General features: G+C 59.2%; 21 protein-coding genes, 1 tRNA gene and 3 pseudogenes. 7 read left to right on the top strand and 18 right to left on the bottom strand.

Going from position 1 to position 17,764, the window contains the following annotated elements; translation table 11 throughout:
* Positions 1–6: 6 nt before the first annotated feature.
* Positions 7–621 (bottom strand): DUF1989 domain-containing protein, encoded by a 615-nt coding sequence (locus tag KI237_RS11200; protein ID WP_212799852.1) that lies wholly within the window; start codon positions 619–621, stop codon positions 7–9.
* A gap of 126 nt (positions 622–747) precedes the next feature.
* On the opposite strand from KI237_RS11200, the gene KI237_RS11195 reads away from it, so the two are divergent.
* Positions 748–1,638, top strand: a complete 891-nt coding sequence (locus tag KI237_RS11195; RefSeq protein WP_212799851.1) for a LysR family transcriptional regulator — start codon at positions 748–750, stop codon at positions 1,636–1,638.
* A pseudogene (locus KI237_RS11190) lies at positions 1,622–1,890 on the top strand (urease accessory protein UreD); the annotation flags it as partial. The gene KI237_RS11195 and the pseudogene KI237_RS11190, both read left to right, overlap by 17 nt.
* 59 nt (positions 1,891–1,949) lie before the next feature.
* On the opposite strand, the gene KI237_RS11185 reads toward KI237_RS11190, so the two are convergent.
* A complete protein-coding gene (locus KI237_RS11185; RefSeq protein ID WP_212799850.1) occupies positions 1,950–3,386 on the bottom strand; it encodes an amidase in 1,437 nt (478 codons plus the stop codon).
* A gap of 101 nt (positions 3,387–3,487) precedes the next feature.
* On the opposite strand from KI237_RS11185, the gene KI237_RS11180 reads away from it, so the two are divergent.
* A complete protein-coding gene (locus KI237_RS11180) occupies positions 3,488–4,066 on the top strand; it encodes a TetR/AcrR family transcriptional regulator (RefSeq protein ID WP_212799849.1) in 579 nt (192 codons plus the stop codon).
* A gap of 32 nt (positions 4,067–4,098) precedes the next feature.
* On the opposite strand, the pseudogene KI237_RS30425 reads toward KI237_RS11180, so the two are convergent.
* Positions 4,099–4,203 (bottom strand): annotated as a pseudogene (locus tag KI237_RS30425) (peptide ABC transporter ATP-binding protein); the annotation flags it as partial.
* Between the two features lie 4 nt (positions 4,204–4,207).
* On the opposite strand from KI237_RS30425, the pseudogene KI237_RS11175 reads away from it, so the two are divergent.
* A pseudogene (locus KI237_RS11175) lies at positions 4,208–4,402 on the top strand (tyrosine-type recombinase/integrase); the annotation flags it as partial.
* Positions 4,403–4,471: 69 nt separating this feature from the next.
* Here KI237_RS11175 and KI237_RS11170 read toward each other — a convergent pair.
* The 9 genes from KI237_RS11170 to thrS form a co-directional block, all read right to left on the bottom strand.
* A tRNA-Pro gene (locus tag KI237_RS11170) sits at positions 4,472–4,548 on the bottom strand.
* Positions 4,549–4,637: 89 nt separating this feature from the next.
* Positions 4,638–4,994, bottom strand: a complete 357-nt coding sequence (locus KI237_RS11165; RefSeq protein WP_003179985.1) for a MerR family transcriptional regulator — start codon at positions 4,992–4,994, stop codon at positions 4,638–4,640.
* Complete coding sequence (gene ihfA / locus KI237_RS11160) at positions 4,975–5,277, bottom strand: integration host factor subunit alpha (RefSeq protein ID WP_002553164.1); 303 nt, start codon at positions 5,275–5,277, stop codon at positions 4,975–4,977. Before ihfA ends, KI237_RS11165 begins: the two co-directional genes overlap by 20 nt.
* Before the next feature lie 3 nt (positions 5,278–5,280).
* Positions 5,281–7,659: a phenylalanine--tRNA ligase subunit beta gene (pheT, locus tag KI237_RS11155; RefSeq protein ID WP_212799848.1), complete on the bottom strand. Its 2,379-nt coding sequence runs from the start codon at positions 7,657–7,659 to the stop codon at positions 5,281–5,283.
* A gap of 36 nt (positions 7,660–7,695) precedes the next feature.
* Positions 7,696–8,712, bottom strand: a complete 1,017-nt coding sequence (gene pheS / locus KI237_RS11150) for a phenylalanine--tRNA ligase subunit alpha (protein ID WP_003203624.1) — start codon at positions 8,710–8,712, stop codon at positions 7,696–7,698.
* A 109-nt stretch (positions 8,713–8,821) separates the two neighbouring features.
* The gene (gene rplT / locus KI237_RS11145; RefSeq protein WP_002553161.1) at positions 8,822–9,178 is read right to left on the bottom strand and encodes a 50S ribosomal protein L20; all 357 of its coding nucleotides are present in this window, start codon (positions 9,176–9,178) and stop codon (positions 8,822–8,824) included.
* Positions 9,179–9,208: 30 nt separating this feature from the next.
* Positions 9,209–9,403: a 50S ribosomal protein L35 gene (gene rpmI / locus KI237_RS11140; RefSeq protein ID WP_002553160.1), complete on the bottom strand. Its 195-nt coding sequence runs from the start codon at positions 9,401–9,403 to the stop codon at positions 9,209–9,211.
* A 60-nt stretch (positions 9,404–9,463) separates the two neighbouring features.
* Positions 9,464–10,015 (bottom strand): translation initiation factor IF-3, encoded by a 552-nt coding sequence (gene infC, locus KI237_RS11135; protein WP_178084319.1) that lies wholly within the window; start codon positions 10,013–10,015, stop codon positions 9,464–9,466.
* Positions 10,015–11,937, bottom strand: coding sequence for a threonine--tRNA ligase (gene thrS / locus KI237_RS11130; RefSeq protein WP_014337550.1), 1,923 nt, complete (start codon positions 11,935–11,937; stop codon positions 10,015–10,017). The genes infC and thrS overlap by 1 nt, the downstream gene beginning before the upstream one ends.
* A 371-nt stretch (positions 11,938–12,308) precedes the next feature.
* On the opposite strand from thrS, the gene KI237_RS11125 reads away from it, so the two are divergent.
* Positions 12,309–12,611 carry a hypothetical protein gene (locus KI237_RS11125; RefSeq protein WP_212799847.1) on the top strand — a complete coding sequence of 101 codons (303 nt, stop codon included), beginning with the start codon at positions 12,309–12,311 and terminating at the stop codon, positions 12,609–12,611.
* A gap of 289 nt (positions 12,612–12,900) precedes the next feature.
* On the top strand, positions 12,901–13,113 hold the full coding sequence (locus tag KI237_RS11120; RefSeq protein WP_003179963.1) for a cold-shock protein: 213 nt from the start codon (positions 12,901–12,903) through the stop codon (positions 13,111–13,113).
* A 68-nt stretch (positions 13,114–13,181) separates the two neighbouring features.
* Here the strand turns inward: KI237_RS11120 and KI237_RS11115 are convergent, their stop codons facing one another.
* Together KI237_RS11115 and KI237_RS11110 are read right to left on the bottom strand one after the other, a co-directional pair.
* Positions 13,182–13,496, bottom strand: coding sequence for an I78 family peptidase inhibitor (locus KI237_RS11115; protein WP_212799846.1), 315 nt, complete (start codon positions 13,494–13,496; stop codon positions 13,182–13,184).
* Positions 13,497–13,659: 163 nt separating this feature from the next.
* Positions 13,660–13,965, bottom strand: coding sequence for a hypothetical protein (locus tag KI237_RS11110; protein WP_135846205.1), 306 nt, complete (start codon positions 13,963–13,965; stop codon positions 13,660–13,662).
* Between the two features lie 129 nt (positions 13,966–14,094).
* Here KI237_RS11110 and KI237_RS11105 point away from each other — a divergent pair, with 129 nt between their 5' ends.
* Positions 14,095–14,292, top strand: coding sequence for a hypothetical protein (locus tag KI237_RS11105; protein ID WP_212799845.1), 198 nt, complete (start codon positions 14,095–14,097; stop codon positions 14,290–14,292).
* A gap of 54 nt (positions 14,293–14,346) precedes the next feature.
* Here KI237_RS11105 and KI237_RS11100 read toward each other — a convergent pair whose 3' ends face one another.
* From KI237_RS11100 to KI237_RS11085, 4 genes are read right to left on the bottom strand one after another with little or no spacing between them, the layout of a single operon-like run.
* Positions 14,347–15,375 (bottom strand): nucleoside hydrolase, encoded by a 1,029-nt coding sequence (locus tag KI237_RS11100; protein WP_212799844.1) that lies wholly within the window; start codon positions 15,373–15,375, stop codon positions 14,347–14,349.
* A 28-nt stretch (positions 15,376–15,403) separates the two neighbouring features.
* A complete protein-coding gene (gene rbsD, locus KI237_RS11095) occupies positions 15,404–15,808 on the bottom strand; it encodes a D-ribose pyranase (RefSeq protein ID WP_212799843.1) in 405 nt (134 codons plus the stop codon).
* A complete protein-coding gene (gene rbsK, locus KI237_RS11090; protein ID WP_212799842.1) occupies positions 15,805–16,719 on the bottom strand; it encodes a ribokinase in 915 nt (304 codons plus the stop codon). Before rbsK ends, rbsD begins: the two co-directional genes overlap by 4 nt.
* Positions 16,720–16,742: 23 nt before the next feature.
* Positions 16,743–17,762 carry a LacI family DNA-binding transcriptional regulator gene (locus KI237_RS11085; RefSeq protein ID WP_212799841.1) on the bottom strand — a complete coding sequence of 340 codons (1,020 nt, stop codon included), beginning with the start codon at positions 17,760–17,762 and terminating at the stop codon, positions 16,743–16,745.
* Positions 17,763–17,764: the final 2 nt, after the last annotated feature.

Here is a 17,764-nt window from a genome sequence, read left to right as displayed (position 1 = left end):
CTCCGCTCACATAACCGCGAAATGCACGTCCATCGGCATCAACCCGTTGACGGCGGTGATGTCCTGCGGGCATGCCGAAAGCACGATGATCAATTGCATTTCCGCGCGCAGAGACACGTATTGCCCGGGCTGACTGACGGGTTCTGCAAACTGGATGTCGCCGCCTGCGGTGATCGGCACATTCATAAACAGGTTGAGCGGACTGGGGACGCCGTCTACTTGGAGATCCAGCGCGGCAAGGGCTGAGGTCAGATTCTCGTGGCAGTTGTCGTGATGCCCCAGAACGCCCAGCTGCCGATAGCGGGAAGCGTCGCAGGCGGCGACCAGCGTGTCATGCACACCCGGACTGGTGTCTTCTACAAGGGTCAACAACGGCTGGCGCTGGTTGCTGATCAGGCTATCGCCGACCTGCGGGTTAACCCTCAACCAACTGGCCCGGCAATGCTCCATCGACATGGTCTCGGTCAGGTCTTCGGCGTTGAATGCCCAAGTATCGACCACTTGTTTGCCGTGGGTATTGATCACCCTGAGGGTCTGGTGCTTTTCCAGCTTGATCGCAACGCCTCTGCGAGCGGCCAGTCGCTGCAGCGGTGCAGTGGTTATTTCAGTGATGGCGTTCACCTGTTGCCTCCTTACTCATCACGCAATCGACTCGATAGCGCTGGTGAACAGGAAATCATGGGATGACACCCCATATCCAATAATATAAGTTCGCCTCTGTATAAGTTAAATCTATAGGTAGTGGGTATGCGTATCCGTCAGCTTGAATGTTTTCGCACGTTGATGCTCCACGGGACCATGACCCGCGCCGCTGAACTACTGGGGATTTCACAGCCAGCGATCAGCTCGACCATTGCCAACCTCGAACACGAGACCGGGCTCACACTTTTCGTGCGCCGGGGTGGTCGGTTGCAACCGACGCCGGAAGCGCGCCTGTTTTACGTCGAGGCCGAACGCGCATTGGAGGCCGTGGAAAAAACCAGCCGTGTGGCCCAGGAAATTCGTACCGGCAAGCGCGGTCACCTCGCCGTCGCCGCTTATGCCAGCGTATCGATCAGTCTGTTGCCGCGACTGATGGCGCAGTTCAGCAAGGAGCGGCCGGGCCTGCAGTTGAAGATCATCACCCGCAATTCCCAATCGGTTCAGGAATTGATGTCCACCCAGCAATTCGACATCGCCATCGCGGAACTGCCACTCGATTACCCGACGGCCAACATCGAAGTGTTTTCCTACGAATGCATGTGCATGCTGCCCGCCGAGCATCCCTTGACCGCGCTCGACGTGATCACGCCCTCGGACCTAGATGGCGTGCCGTTTGTTTCGCTGTTCAAAGGCGATCCCATCTACCAGCAGCTGGCGAAAGCCTTCTCTGAGCAAGGGGCGGTGTGGAACGTGATTGCCGAGACCGAGTTCTTCTCAACGGCGTGCGAATTAGTCGCAGCGGGCTGCGGTGTGGGCATTGTCGATCCGGTGGTCAGCCGGCCGTTCACCGAGAAACTGGTCCTCAAACCGTTCCTGCCGACGATCCGTTACGACATTGCATTGCTCTACCCGACCCATGAGGCGCTTTCAAGCGTCGCTCTGGACTTCGTTGACCTGCTGAAAGAACATCTGACCCCGCCCCGCTCTATCCGCTGAGCTATCCAGCCAGCAGCGATGATCGCGTTTGGCCAAGACCTGGCGGTCGATGCGCTGAAACAGGCACTGCGTGATGCATTGCATACGTTACCGGACAGCTATGTCGGGGTCAGTGCGCTGCCCAACGATTGTGGCGTGTCGGTGCGCATCATGGGCCTTGATGCCGTGGCGTTGCGCAGTGGATTACACGCAGCATGGGCCTGCGCACGCGTGCATCTGACCGGGATCACACCTCGTGTACGCCGTAAATAACGGGCAAGACGCCGAGCCAATGGCGGCGGCGTTTTGCTGCGTTTCACACACTCAACGGATTAGAGGTTGCCGGCCCACACCGCAGGGCGACGATCAATCCATGGATAAGCACTTTCCAGTTGTCCGGCCAGCGCGAGCATCTGGCCTTCCGCACCGACGTTGCCCATGAACTGCATGCCAATTGGCAAGCCGCTCTGCGGGTAATGGGCCAATGGCACCGACATCGCCGGGGCGCCAATGACATTGGCCAGCGCGGTGAACGGCGACTGATTGAACACCCGGCTCATCCAGCCGCGTCCATCGAGATGCTCCTGCTCGGCGTTATAGCTGCCAATCAGCGGCGCCAACCCCGGCAATGTGGGCGACAGCAACAGGTCGTGATGCTCAAAGAACAGCCCCATTTTGCGAGCAACCATGTTGCGCTCGAACAATGCCCCGAGCAGTTCGGTGGCACGTAACGTCTTGCCTTGGCGATAGAGCGCAAGCGTGGCCGGCTCCAGATATTCGCTGTCAATACTGCGCCCGGTGGCAGCTGCAATGGCGTCGATCCAGGCCGCAGTATTCGACGACCAGAAACGCCCGTTGAGTTCGACGAACGCCTCCCAACTCAGGCCGATATCAGGGGTGACGTCCTCGACCTCATGCCCCAATTCCTCAAGGCGCTGGATCGTCTGCATCAGGGCTTTTTCAACCGCCGGGTGCAGTGGCTGACCGTTCAGTGGCCGCGTTTGTACGGCAATGCGTAATCCACCGGGCTGACTGGCAGCTTGCTGCACAAAGGTGCTGTCGGGGGCCGCGATGCAAAACGGATCACCCGCTGCAAAACCGTGGACAGCATCCAGCAATGCGGCACTGTCACGCACCGACCGTGTCAGTACGCCATGCACAGCAAGGCCGCTCCACACCTCATCAATATCCGGTCCCATGGGCACCCGACCACGGCTGGGTTTCAAACCGAACAGCCCGCACAACGAGGCCGGGACCCGAATCGAGCCACCGCCATCGGTGGCGTGCGCCACCGGCACCATCCCCGCGGCGACGGCCGCCGCGGATCCACCACTGGAACCGCCAGCGCTGCGCTCAACATCCCAAGGGTTACGTGTCGGGCCGCAGACACGACTCTCGGTGGTGGTGCTGGCGGCAAACTCGGGGGTGGTAGTTCTGCCCAGCGCTAGCAAGCCTGCGCGACGCAGGCGACTCATCAGCTCTGAATCAGCGTCGGCTGTACAATCCGCAGCCAATGCGCTGCCCAATTCGTTTCGGCGCCCGGCGGCGGTGATGCCCAAATCCTTGATCAGCAGCGGCACCCCGTGAAAGCTGCCACGTTGAGGCTCTGGTTCATCGCCCCAAGTTTCTACCACGGCGTTGACCTGCGGATTCAGGGCAGCAATAGCCTGTAAAGCGGCACTGCGTACTTCCCCGGCACTGATCTGACGGGCTTCGATAAGCGCTGCGAGGCCAGTCGCATCCTGATCGGCGTAATCGGACATGTGCATGAAATTCTCCAAATCGGTATGATGGATACTCATCGGTATCGATCGATACCGATGAGTATCATGCGATACTATATGGTATCGCTGTCAAGCGGAGAGTGATCATGCGTCCGGAACGGACACCCCAACTGCCGCCTCGTGAGCGCATCGTCGATGCCGCCCAGGCATTGTTTCTTGAGCAAGGCATCACCCGCGTCAGCGTCGACGCCATCGCCGCACTGGCGGCCTCGACGAAAATGACCCTCTACCGGCACTTCGAAAACAAGGACGCGCTGGTGCTGGAATGGCTTGAACGCCTGACTGAAAGCTACAGCGAAGTGCTTGATCGTCTGTCGGCAGAGCATCCCGACGCGCCTCGCGAGCAATTGCTTGGATTTCTCAGCTTCATCGTCGAGGACCTGAGTCGCTCGGGTTACCGTGGCTGCCCGTTCACCAACACCCTCGCCGAGTTGCCGGATGCCGACCACCCTGCCCGTGCACTGATCCATGCACACAAGCAGCGGCAGTTCCAGCGGTTGGCCACGCTGTGCGCGCAATTGGACCTGAGCGATCCGCAGCAAATGGCCGAAGAACTAACCTTACTGATGGAAGGCGCCCAGGTTGTGGCGCAGAACAAAGGCATCGAACACGTCGGCGAACGCCTGACCCGCATGGTGCTGCGCCGAATCGATAGCCCTGGGTGACAGGTGCCTTACGCTTGTTTCAGCATACTGGAGAAAAATGCTCGGTCGGCCACATCACGGGTGAAGTTCATTTCATGAGTGATGATAATCATGGTCATCCCAGTGCGTGCCAGCTCGCGCATGACATCCTGCACCTCGCAGACCTTTGGCAGAAGGCTTCGTGCAGCGGGCGTGACGCTGGAAGATCGGAAGGCGCTCTTGGGGCATAAGAATGGCAGCGTTACGAGCCACTATTCTACCGCAGAGCTGGAGCAGTTGATTACGGAGGCGAACAAAGTGTCGGCAACCGATTCGCGAGGACCGGCGCTCACCATCTTGAGGAGAAAAACGGGATGAACCCCCGCAAAAGTCCCTACGCATGAAAAAGCCCAACTCGCTAAAGCTGGGCTAAGTCATTGAAAAATATGGTCGGGACGGAGTGATTCGAACACTCGACCCCTAGCACCCCATGCTAGTGCGCTACCGGACTGCGCTACGCCCCGACTAGGCGTGAATCTTGTTCCGTTTCTCAACGGAACGCTCAAGAATATATCGCAAGCTTTTGAAAACTGGAAGATTTAAAAGCAGAAATTTATTTCTTGAGCACCACCAGCACATCTTCAAGCTCGGCGATCATCTGGCGGATCATCTGTTTGTACTGGGTTGTATCGTCTTTGGCCTCATCACCGGAGAGGCGCAGACGCGCGCCGCCGATGGTGAACCCCTGATCGTACAGCAACGCGCGGATCTGCCGGATCATCAGCACGTCTTGGCGCTGATAATACCGGCGGTTTCCGCGGCGCTTGACCGGGTTGAGTTGAGGAAACTCCTGCTCCCAATAGCGCAGCACGTGCGGTTTTACCGCACACAGCTCGCTGACTTCACCAATGGTGAAGTAGCGTTTGCCCGGGATGACGGGTAGTTCGTCGTTATGACTTGGTTCCAGCATAAGCCTCAACTCGGGCCTTCAACTTCTGCCCTGGACGAAAGGTGACCACACGGCGAGCCGTGATCGGGATTTCTTCTCCCGTTTTCGGATTGCGGCCAGGCCGCTGGCGTTTGTCCCGCAGGTCAAAATTGCCGAAACCGGACAATTTGACCTGTTCGTTGTCTTCCAGAGCGTGCCTGATTTCTTCGAAAAACAGTTCGACCAATTCTTTGGCCTCCCGTTTATTCAGGCCCAGCTCCTCATACAGACGTTCCGCCATCTCAGCTTTCGTCAGAGCCCCCATACGTCACTTCCTTAACGTGGCGTTCAACCTGGTTTCGAGCGAGGTGAGGATATTCTGCGTTGCGGTATTCACCTCATCGTCATTAAGAGTGCGCGATGGATGCTGCCAGGTCAAGCCGACTGCAAGGCTTTTTCTATGCGGATCAATGCCTTTACCCTGATACACGTCAAATAGCCTGAGGTCCGTCAGCCATTCGCCTGCATTTTCACGAATTACGTCCAGTACGGCACTGGAAGCAACGTCACGATCGGCCAGCAGTGCAAGGTCACGACGCACTTCAGGAAAGCGCGATAACTCCTGGAATTTCGGCATTTTCCCCAATGCCACTTCGGCCAGAACCAGCTCGAAAACGAAGACCGGACGATCAAGGCCTAGGGTTTTCGACAGTTCCGGGTGAATCGCACCGACATAGCCGACTTCACGCCCGTCTCGCTCGATGCGTGCGGTCTGCCCCGGGTGCAGCGCCGGATGCTTGCCCGGGACGAAAGTGAATGCGTCGAGCGCACCCGCGAAGCCCAGCACCGCTTCCACGTCAGCCTTGACGTCGAAGAAGTCGACGACATCGCGACCTTGCGCCCAGCCTTCTGGCAGGCGACTGCCGCAGACGACACCGGCCAGCATCGGTTCTTGCTTCAAGCCTTCCAGTTGACCGACAAAGCGCAGGCCGCTTTCGAACAGCCGCACACGATCCTGCTGGCGGTTCAGGTTGTGCTGGAGCGACTTGACCAGGCCCGGCCACAGGGACGAGCGCATGGCGGCCATGTCGTTGGAGATCGGGTTGGCCAGCAACAGCGGCTCGACACCCGGATTGAACAGTTCGAACTGGCGTGGATCGATGAAGCTGTAGGTGATCGCTTCCTGATACCCACGGGCCACCAGCAGGCGGCGCAGCTCCGGCAGGTCGCTTCGCGCTTCAGCCTTGGCCTGTGGAGCCAGGCGTGCTTGCGGGTAGCGAACCGGCAGGCGGTTGTAGCCGTACAAGCGGGCCAGTTCTTCGATCAGGTCGACTTCCAGGCTGATATCGAAGCGATGGCTTGGCACTTCGACGCGCCACTGCCCTGCCCCATCGGCGCTGATGTTCAGGCCCAGGGCGCTGAGCAGGCGTTCGACTTCGGCCGGGGCCATTTCCATGCCCAGCATCTGGGTGATGCGCTGGGCACGCAGGGTGACCGGGGCAATCTTGGGCAGGTGCTGTTCGCTGACAGTCTCGATGATCGGGCCGGCTTCACCGCCCGTGATGTCCAGCAGCAGGCCAGTGGCTCGCTCCATAGCTTCACGGGCCAGTTGCCAGTCCACACCACGCTCGTAACGGTGCGAGGCGTCGGTGTGCAGGCCATAGGAGCGGGCCTTGCCAGCGACGGCGATCTGGTCGAAGAACGCGCTTTCCAGGAATACATCGCGGGTCGTGGCGGATACACCACTGTGCTCGCCGCCCATCACGCCGGCAATCGCCAGGGCGCGGGCGTGGTCGGCAATCACCAGGGTGTCGCTGCGCAGCGTCACTTCCTGGCCGTCGAGCAGTACCAGCTTCTCACCCTCTTCGGCCATGCGTACGCGAATGCCACCGTTGATTTCGGCGAGATCGAACGCATGCAGCGGCTGACCCAGCTCCAGCATCACATAGTTGGTGATGTCGACGGCGGCGTCGATGCTGCGCACGTCGGCGCGACGCAGGCGCTCGACCATCCACAGTGGCGTCGGCTTGGACAGGTCGACGTTACGGATCACACGACCCAGGTAACGCGGGCACGCGGCCGGCGCGAGGACTTCAATCGAACGTACTTCGTCGTGCACGGCTGGCACATTCGCGACCACAGGACGCGTCACGGGAGCGGCATACAACGCGCCGACTTCACGGGCCAGGCCGGCCAGGGACAAGCAGTCGCCACGGTTCGGCGTCAGGTCGACCTCAATGCTCGCATCGTCCAGGCCCAGGTATTCACGGATGTCCTGGCCAACCGGCGCGTCAGCCGGAAGTTCCATCAGGCCATCGTTGCCTTCGCCAATCTGCAGCTCGGCCTGAGAGCACAACATGCCGTTGGACTCGACGCCGCGCAGCTTGGCTTTCTTGATCTTGAAGTCGCCCGGCAGTTCGGCACCGATCATGGCGAACGGGATCTTCAAGCCCGGGCGCACGTTGGGCGCGCCGCAGACCACCTGGAAGGTTTCCGTGCCATTGCTGACCTGGCAAACCCGCAGTTTGTCAGCGTCCGGGTGCTGCTCGGTGCCCAGCACCTCGCCCACTACCACACCGCTGAAATCACCGGCGGCCGGCGTGACGCTATCGACCTCAAGGCCGGCCATCGACAGGCGAGCAACCAGCTCGTCCCGGCTTACCTGCGGGCTTACCCAGCCGCGCAGCCATTGTTCACTGAATTTCATCCTGCTCTCCTAATAGATTCGTTACGGGCCGGCGACCTAGCGAAATTGCGCAAGGAACCGCAAGTCGTTGTCGAAGAACAGGCGCAAGTCATTCACACCGTAACGCAGCATGGCCAGGCGCTCGACGCCCATGCCGAAAGCAAAACCCGAGAATTCTTCCGGATCGATCCCGGACATACGCAGCACGTTCGGATGAACCATGCCGCAGCCCATGACTTCCAGCCAGCCAGTCTGCTTGCAGACGCGGCAGCCTTTACCGCTGCACATCACGCATTCCATGTCGACTTCAGCCGATGGCTCGGTGAATGGGAAGTACGAAGGGCGGAAACGCACGGCCAGTTCTTTTTCGAAGAACACCCGCAGGAACTCTTCGATCGTTCCTTTCAGGTCGGCGAAATTGATGTCGCGATCAACCAGCAGGCCTTCGACCTGGTGGAACATCGGCGAGTGGGTGATATCGGAGTCGCTGCGGTACACACGGCCTGGGCAGACGATGCGGATCGGCGGCTGTTGCGATTCCATGGTGCGGACCTGTACCGGCGAGGTATGGGTGCGCAACAGCATGTTCGCATTGAAATAGAAGGTGTCATGCATCGACCGGGCCGGGTGATGGCCTGGGATGTTGAGCGCTTCGAAGTTGTGGTAGTCGTCTTCGACCTCAGGGCCTTCGGCAATGCCGTAGCCGATGTGGGTGAAGAACTGCTCGATGCGTTCCAGGGTCCGGGTCACCGGATGCAGGCCACCGGAAGTCTGGCCACGGCCAGGCAGGGTCACGTCGATGGACTCGGCGGCGAGCTTGGCAGCCAGATCCGCCTCCTCGAACAACGCCTTGCGCGCATTGAGGACCTCTGTGACACGCTCCTTGGCAACGTTGATCAGCGCACCGACCTGCGGACGCTCTTCGGCTGGCAGGTTCCCCAGGGTCTTCATCACCTGAGTCAACTCGCCCTTCTTGCCAAGGTAGTGAACCCGGATTTGCTCCAGGGCATTGATATCTTCAGCGCTTTGCACAGCCTCTAGTGCTTGAGCGACCAGCGCGTCCAGGTTTTCCATGTACAGACTCCAGATACGAAATAGGGGAAGAGCTTTAAGGCTCTTCCCCTATTTATGACGTTTGACACCTGGGCCCACAGATGTAGGCCCCGGTGACTGCCGGGGGTACTTAAGCCAAGGTGGCTTTAGCTTTCTCGACAATCGCAGCAAACGCCGCTTTTTCGTTCACTGCCAGATCAGCCAGAACCTTACGGTCGATCTCGATGGACGCTTTTTTCAGGCCAGCGATGAAACGGCTGTAGGACAGACCGTTAACACGAGCACCAGCATTGATACGAGCGATCCACAGAGCGCGGAACTGACGTTTTTTCTGACGACGGTCACGGTAGGCGTATTGGCCTGCCTTGATTACCGCTTGCTTGGCAACACGGAATACGCGGGAACGCGCGCCGTAGTAGCCTTTAGCAAGTTTCAGAATTTTTTTGTGACGCTTACGGGCAATGACGCCACGCTTTACACGAGCCATGAGTTACTTCCTCTATTCTTGATCCAAAAATTAACGAAGGCGCAGCATGCGCTCGACTTTTGCCACGTCAGACGGATGCAGCAAGCTGCTACCGCGCAGTTGACGCTTACGCTTGGTCGACATTTTGGTCAGGATGTGGCTCTTGAAAGCGTGCTTGTGCTTGATACCGTTAGCAGTTTTCAGAAACCGCTTAGCAGCACCACTTTTAGTCTTCATCTTTGGCATGTTCGGATACTCCGCATTCAGTTGATAAACATAATCGCAAGGCCTGCCGTGCCCTGGTGATTACTTCTTCTTTTTCGGGGCGATGACCATGATCAGCTGGCGTCCTTCCATCTTAGGATGCTGTTCGACCGAACCGTACTCGAGCAGGTCTTGTTCAACCCGCTTGAGGAGTTCCATCCCCAGCTCCTGGTGGGCCATCTCACGGCCGCGGAATCGCAAGGATACCTTGGCCCTGTCCCCATCACTCAGGAAACGTACCAGGTTGCGCAGTTTTACCTGGTAATCCCCTTCCTCCGTCCCTGGACGAAACTTGATTTCTTTTACCTGAATCTGCTTCTGGTTTTTCTTCGCCGCGGCAACCTGTTTCTTCTTTTCGAAGATCGACTTGCCGTAGTCCATCACCCGGCATACGGGCGGGACTGCGTCTGCGGAGATTTCTACCAGATCAAGCTTGGCTTCTTCAGCAATACGAAGCGCTTCATCAATCGAGACGATGCCAATCTGCTCGCCGTCAGCGCCAATTAACCGAACCTCGCGTGCCGAGATATTCTCGTTGATCGGGGCTTTCGGTGCAGCTCGTTTATCTTGTCTCATTTCACGCTTAATAATAATTACTCCAAATCTGGGCGACCACGCCGGGAAACCGCTTGCGCGAGAAACTCAGCGAATTCGGCGACGGGCATCGAGCCCAGGTCAGCACCTTCACGAGTACGCACAGCGACAGTCTGCATCTCGACCTCCCGATCTCCAATAACCAAGAGAAAGGGAACCTTGAGCAAAGTATGCTCGCGGATTTTAAAGCCGATCTTTTCATTTCTCAAGTCGGACTTGGCACGAAATCCGCTTTGGTTGAGAGTTTTTTCGACTTCAGCGGCAAAATCTGCCTGTTTATCAGTGATATTCATGATCACTGCCTGGGTCGGCGCCAACCACGCGGGGAATGCCCCCTCGTAGTGTTCGATCAGGATACCGACGAAGCGCTCGAAGGAACCGAGGATCGCGCGGTGAAGCATGACCGGGTGCTTGCGACTGTTGTCTTCGGACACGTATTCGGCGCCCAGACGGATCGGCAGGTTAAAATCGAGCTGCAGGGTACCACACTGCCACACGCGACCAAGGCAATCTTTCAACGAGAACTCGATCTTCGGACCGTAGAAAGCCCCCTCGCCCGGTTGCAGGTCGTACGCAAGGCCCGCGCTATCGAGTGCAGCGGCCAGCGCCGCTTCGGCGCGATCCCACAATTCGTCGGAGCCCACGCGTTTTTCCGGACGAGTGGACAGCTTCATCTCGACCTCGGTGAAGCCGAAGTCCCGATAGACGTCCATGGTCAGCTTGATGAAGGCGGCGGATTCGGCCTGCATCTGCTCCTCGGTGCAGAAGATGTGCGCATCGTCCTGGGTAAACGCACGCACGCGCATGATGCCGTGCAGCGCACCCGACGGCTCGTTGCGGTGGCAGGCACCAAACTCGGCCAGGCGCATCGGCAACTCGCGGTAGCTCTTCAAGCCCTGGTTGAACACCTGCACGTGGCAAGGGCAGTTCATCGGCTTGATGGCGTAGTCGCGGTTTTCCGACTGAGTGGTGAACATGTTGTCGGCGTAGTTGGCCCAGTGCCCGGATTTCTCCCACAGGCTGCGGTCCACCACTTGCGGCGTCTTGATTTCCAGATAGCCGTTCTCACGCTGGACCTGGCGCATGTACTGCTCGAGCACCTGGTACAGGGTCCAGCCGTTCGGGTGCCAGAACACCATGCCCGGGGACTCTTCCTGGGTATGGAACAGGCCCAGGCGCTTGCCGATCTTGCGGTGATCGCGCTTCTCGGCTTCTTCAATACGCTGGATGTAGGCCGCCAGCTGCTTCTTGTCCGCCCAGGCCGTGCCATAGACGCGCTGCAACTGCTCGTTCTTGGCGTCGCCACGCCAGTAGGCGCCGGACAGCTTGGTCAGCTTGAAGGATTTCAGGAAACGCGTGTTCGGCACATGCGGGCCACGGCACATGTCGACGTATTCTTCGTGGTAGTACAGGCCCATGGCCTGTTCGTCCGGCATGTCTTCCACCAGACGCAGCTTGTAGTCCTCGCCACGGGCCTTGAAGACTTCGATGACTTCGGCGCGCGGGGTGACTTTCTTGATGACGTCGTAATCTTTCTCGATCAGCTGCTGCATGCGCTGCTCGATGGCAGCCATGTCGTCCGGCGTGAAAGGACGCTCGAAGGCGATGTCGTAATAGAAGCCTTCGTCGATGACCGGCCCGATGACCATCTTCGCGCTCGGGTACAGCTGCTTGACCGCATGGCCGACCAGGTGTGCGCAAGAGTGGCGAATGATCTCCAGCCCCTCTTCATCCTTTGGCGTGATGATTTGCAGCGTGGCGTCGCTGTCGATGACGTCACTGGCGTCGACCAGCTTGCCGTTGACCTTGCCGGCCAGGGTGGCCTTGGCCAGGCCCGCACCAATGGAGGCGGCGACCTCGGCTACGGAAACCGGGTGATCGAATGAACGTTGACTGCCGTCGGGAAGAGTAATAGTTGGCATGGCGCCTCCTCTCCTAGTGGTGACCCCTACCAAAGGTCACGTGGGTTGGGATGAGCCAGTACAAGATCCAGTCCAGGCCATTCAATGACGAACGCCTGCCTTACAGCGGCAGGAGCCTTGCGGCCAACCGGGAAAACCGAACCAGAGTGACTGGGATTCAAATCAGGGTTATTTCGAGCATTTGCCGCTGGGACGAGTTGTCGTCCACAGCCTGGAAATACCCGAGCCCGGCATGCTAGCACAGATGAACGGTCATCACCGTGCTGGAATTGAAGCAGGCGTAAATCCAGGGTTTTTATGCCAAAGTGCTGAACTGAACCGAGCGCAACGCCTCAGATATCAAGACATCGACCCGAAAGGAGCATCTTCGCATGCGTCTCAATACCTTGTTTGCAGTAGTCGCCCCCCTCGCCCTGCTGCTTCCTCTAACCGCCCATGCCGACTGGCCCAAAGGCGAGCGCGAAAAATACATGGCTCAATGCACGGAGGCGGCAACGCCCCAGATCGGCGCGGCCGCGGCCAAGGCTCATTGCGCCTGCGGCGCCGATGCGATCAAGTCCTATCCAGCCTCGGACATCCAGGCCCTGATGGACAACAAAGCCACCCCGGAACTGCAACAGAAGGCACTGGGCCAGATCGCAAAATGCAAGGCCGACAACAAAGCAAAAAAGTGAGAAAACAAGCCTCCTGAACGGGCCCGGCAGGGTTGAAAAACACTGATTTCGGGCTTTTTTTTACGATTTATTCAGGTTTTACAGCTTTTTTTATCGTCTTTACTTTCGGCTGAAAGCCTTTAAAACCGGGCCTTTCAGAGGATAAAGGCGGTAAAGTAAACACGACTGATTGGCAAACAGCGCGTCCGGGGGGCTCCCAAATCGAACATTTCGACTATGATACCCGGGTGTGCCCAGTTGGCCTGAGCAGCACAGTACACTGAAAATATATGTTTCTTGGAGATACACCATGTCTAATCGCCAAACCGGCACCGTTAAATGGTTCAACGATGAAAAAGGCTTCGGCTTCATCACTCCTCAAGGTGGCGGTGACGACCTGTTCGTACACTTCAAAGCTATCGAAAGCGACGGTTTCAAAAGCCTGAAAGAAGGCCAAACCGTTTCCTTCGTGGCTGAGAAAGGCCAAAAGGGTATGCAAGCTGCACAGGTTCGCCCAGAGTAATTTCTCGGCGCACTAAAAAAACCCCGTCCATGTGACGGGGTTTTTTATGGGCGCTTGAAAAGCGCCTGTCAGCCGCAGTTCACCCGGTTGACCACCAGGTTGGCATCGGTATTGAGGTTCAGGCGATCAGAGCGGTACTCAAGCGTCACCATGTCGTTAGGCTTGAGGATCCGGGCAATCTGCGCGCCAGCGCGAGTACGGGCCTGCTCCAGTAGTTGCGGCGAAGCCTGTTTACCGATGGCGAACTCGGCAGCCTTTGCTTCGCAGCGGCCGCTACCACTCTCCGCGGCCACGGGGTCAGGGGTCGATTCAGAGGTGCTGCTGCAACCGCTCAAGAACGCGGCGGCCAGCAAAGTACTCAATGACGCGAGCTTCCAAGGCATGAAGCCTCCTTTTTCGATAAATAAACAGAGAGCGTGCGACAGCCCAAACGGTACTTGGTTTCAAGACCATGGCTTCCAGCCTGCCCTCATCCGGAAAACCGGCAGTTTGCCTGACCCCAGCCGCCCTGGTCAGACATGAATCGTGACTGGATATGAACGACGTTCAGTAAACGTCAATGTAATCGAAGGGTGGATTTGGCCAGTTGTCTTTCAGTGCATTGTAGATCTGCATGACCCAGACCTCGTCGCTGGCAGCGACCCGTCCGACATAGCCCGAACCTTTGGCCCACGTCTCAAGCCGAAACAGCAAGCCATCGATGTCGACGCCGCCCACCACGCCCGAAGACAAATAGGCGATACCCCCCTTCGTCACGCGCAATTGGGTGTGCTCGTCATCACTCGCAGAGGCCAGTAACTGACGAACCGCGTCCAGGGTCAGCCCGTCAGGCGCGTTCAAATCGATCTGCACGGCAGGGCTCCTTCGGAAATCAAAAAAACAAGTGTCGCACAGCCCTCCCCCGATGCCTAAGTCGCAGTGCCAACCCGCAGCAAAAATGGTTTACTCAACCTACAGACCTCCCAACTCGCGAGCCCTGCCATGAGCACCGTCAGCATCGAAGCCACCATCAATGCCAAATGGTCAGAGGGCCACAGTTCCTATAGCCCGAGCAGCCCGGAGGAATTGGCAATCATCGGCATAGAACTGTTGGTCAGGGAGTTAGGGACGGAGGTTGCCCGCCACTTCATCCAGCAGGCATTCGAACGCTACCCGAGCGCCATTGACGCTGCGGACTGAAGCTCACGCTTACGCGCCCGCAGACCGAAGCCTGCGGGCGCACAGCCAGGCCGGTTACTTGAGACGCGCCAGGCGCTCGGTCAGCAGGTCGAAGAAGCCTTGGGCATCACCGTTTTCCACCCAGAACGCGTTCTTTGGCGCTTTCAGGCCGTCGTACCAATCAACGATGGTCTGCCCGAACGTCGGGCCCTCGCGACTGTCCACGACGACATTGACCGAACGGCCGGTGAACAGTTGCGGCTTGAGCAGGTAGGCAATCACCGTCGCGTCATGCACCGGCCCGCCCGTCATCCCGTAGTGCTCCATGTCGCCCTTGACGTATTCGTTGAGGATATCGCCCACCAGCTTGCTGGCATTGTTGTTCAGCGCCGCGATCTGCTTCAGGCGCGCTTCGCTGGTGAGGATTTTGTGGGTCACGTCCAGCGGCAGGTACGTCAGCTTCACGCCGCTCTTGGCCACCACCTCGGCCGCCTGCGGGTCGGCGAACAGATTGAATTCAGCCACCGGCGTGATATTGCCACCGTTGAAATGCGCACCGCCCATGATCACCACTTCCTTGATGCCCTGGACAATGTCCGGCTCCTGCACCAGCGCCAGGGCCAGGTTGGTCTGCGGGCCGAGCATGGCAATGGTGATGCTGTGGGGCTTGGCGGCCTTGAGCGTGTCGATCAAATAGTTGACGGCATTGCCTTCGGCCAACCCCTTCTTTGGCTCGTGCACGGTGACACCCGACAGGCCTTCCTTGCCATGGATGTTTTCCGCGTAGATCGGCGTGCGCATCAGCGGTTTCGGCGCCCCGGCATACACCGGCACGTCTTCGCGCCCCGCCCACTCGCGTGCCAGGCGCGCATTGCGAGAGGTCTTGTCCAGGCGCACATTGCCGGCGACGGTGGTCAGCGCACGGATATGCAGCTCCTCGGGTGACGCCAGGGCGAACAGCAGCGCCACCACGTCATCGGCCCCTGGGTCGGTGTCGATGATCAGGTCGATCTTTTCCGCCGCCTGGGCGCTTGTAGCGGTGATCAATGACAAAAGCAGCAGACTCCAGAACAGTTGATGCATCTTCTGAGCATAGCGGCGCATGGCGCACTCCTTGTGCAAGGTTGACAGATTAGAACGTGACTCCTGCGATCAGCACGATGTTGCAGTACGGAGAGCACTCGCCTGTGCGAATGATCGCCCGCGCCTGTCGGCTGATGATCTTGAATTGCTCATGGCTGACCAGCGCCCGTTCGCCCAACGCGCCCTCGGCATGCAGCGCCTCCAGCGTCATCAAGGCCGACGGTTGCTTATCGAGGATCTCCTCGGCCAGCACATGGCTTTCTACCTGCATCTCGCTGAGCACCACCTTCAAGGTGCTGACGAAATCAGGAATACCCTGGGTCAGGGCCAGGTCGATCAATTCGACCTGGGGCGGCACGGGCAGGCCGGCATCACCGATGACCACCTTGTCGCCATGGCCCAGGGAAGCGATCAGTCGTGACAGTGCCACATTCAACAACGGCGTCTTTTTCATGATTTGAAAGCCTGTACTTCCAGCAACGTGGGGATTGAAGGCTGCGCGCCCGCGCGGGTGACCGACAGCGCGGCAGCGGCCTGGCCGAAACGAATCGCGTCGACCTCGCTTTTGCCGCTGGCCAGGGCTGCCGCGAAGCCGCCGACAAAGGTGTCTCCGGCCGCAGTGGTGTCCACTGCCTTGACCCGCGGTGCCGGGAAGTGCTCGAAGCTGGCACCGTTGGCGAACATCAAGCCCTGGGCGCCCAGGGTCACAATCACCTTGCCGGCGCCGGCGGCGAGCAGATGCGCAGCGGCGGCTTCGGCGGTTTCCAGGGAATCCACCGCCAGCCCGCTCAAGATCGCCGCTTCGCTTTCATTGGGAATCAGGTAGTCGATGCAGGCGTACCAGTCGGCCGGCAATGTCCGGGAGGCCGGCGCCGGGTTGAGGATAACGATCTTGCCCAACTCCCGAGCGCGCTTGAGGGCATGGCCAACGGTGGCATCCGGCACTTCGAGCTGACAGATGATGACATCGGCGCTTTGCAGCACTTCATCGACACTGTCCAGGACCTCGGCAGTGAGCGCACCGTTGGCACCGGCGACGATCACGATCGCATTCTGGCTGTTGTCGTCGACGACAATCAGCGCCACACCGCTGGGCCCCTCCACCACGCTGACCGCCTGGCAGTCGATGCCCTCGGCCAACAGCCCGCCAAGCAATTGTTCGCCGTAGGCATCATTGCCCACGCAACCGACCATCGATACCTGCGCCCCCAGGCGCGCGGCGGCCACTGCCTGGTTGGCTCCCTTGCCGCCCGGGATGGTGGAGAAGGATTCGCCGATCAGTGTTTCACCACCACGCGGCAGACGCGGCGCCCGGGTCACCAGGTCCATGTTCAGGCTGCCTATTACCACTACTTTTGCTGGCATACATCACTACTCATCAATTCGGTTCAGCGGTATTGGGCGAATGCACCGGACAGCGGTGCAGTCGACTCTCGCAGGACAATACTCGGCGTCACGATCCGCTGCTCGGTGGCAAGGCCCGGCGTCGCGATACGTCGCAGCAGCACTTCGGCCGCCATCTCGCCGAGCTGCAGGATCGACTGCCCTACCGTGGTCAACGCCGGGTAGACATAACGGCTCATCTGGATGTCATCGAAACCGATGACCGACAGCTCGCTGGGCACGCGCACGTTGCGTTCAGCCGCAGCGCGCAGCACACCGATGCCGATCATGTCGTTGGCCGCAAAGATCGCGCTGGGCGGCAGTTGTTCAAGCAGTTGCGCGGCAGCGCGGTAACCGCCGGTACTGGTGAAATCGCTCTCGAGCATGCGCTCGACGGACAGCTCGATCCCGGCCTCTTTCAGCGCCCGGCAGTAACCGGCCAGGCGCATCTGCGCCACGCTGGTATCGGCCGGACCACCGATGAAGGCGATGTCGTGGTGGCCAAGCTCCAGCAAGTGCCGGGTCGCCAGGTAGGCACCGTATTCATGGTCGATGCGCACCAGGTCGGCGTCGACACCATCAAGCCCCCGGTCGACGATCACCATGGGCGTGCGCACGTTGGTCAGCCCCTCGGCCAGGCCGACATCACCGCCGGCAGACGCGAAAATCAGGCCGTCGATGCGTTTTTCCAGCAGCACCCGCAGGTAGCTGCGCTGCTTGTCCGCGTTGTCGTCGGAATTGCACAGGATCACGCAATAGCCGTTGCGCTCACAGTAATCCTCGATACCCCGGGCCAGTTCGGCGAAGTAAGGGTTGAGGCTGTTGGGCACCAGCAGGCCGATGGTCGCCGTGGTCTTGGCCTTGAGCGACCGGGCCACGGCGCTGGGCACGTAGTCCAGGCGCTCGATGGCCGCCTCGACCTTGAGCCGCACTTCCTCGCTGACCGGCCGCGTCTTGTTCACCACGTGGGACACGGTGGTGTAGGAAATCCCGGCGAGCGCTGCTACATCCTTGATCGTCGCCATGG

Source organism: Pseudomonas sp. St316, assembly GCF_018325905.1.
Classification (GTDB): domain Bacteria; phylum Pseudomonadota; class Gammaproteobacteria; order Pseudomonadales; family Pseudomonadaceae; genus Aquipseudomonas.
This window is presented reverse-complemented; position numbering and strand designations above follow the sequence as displayed.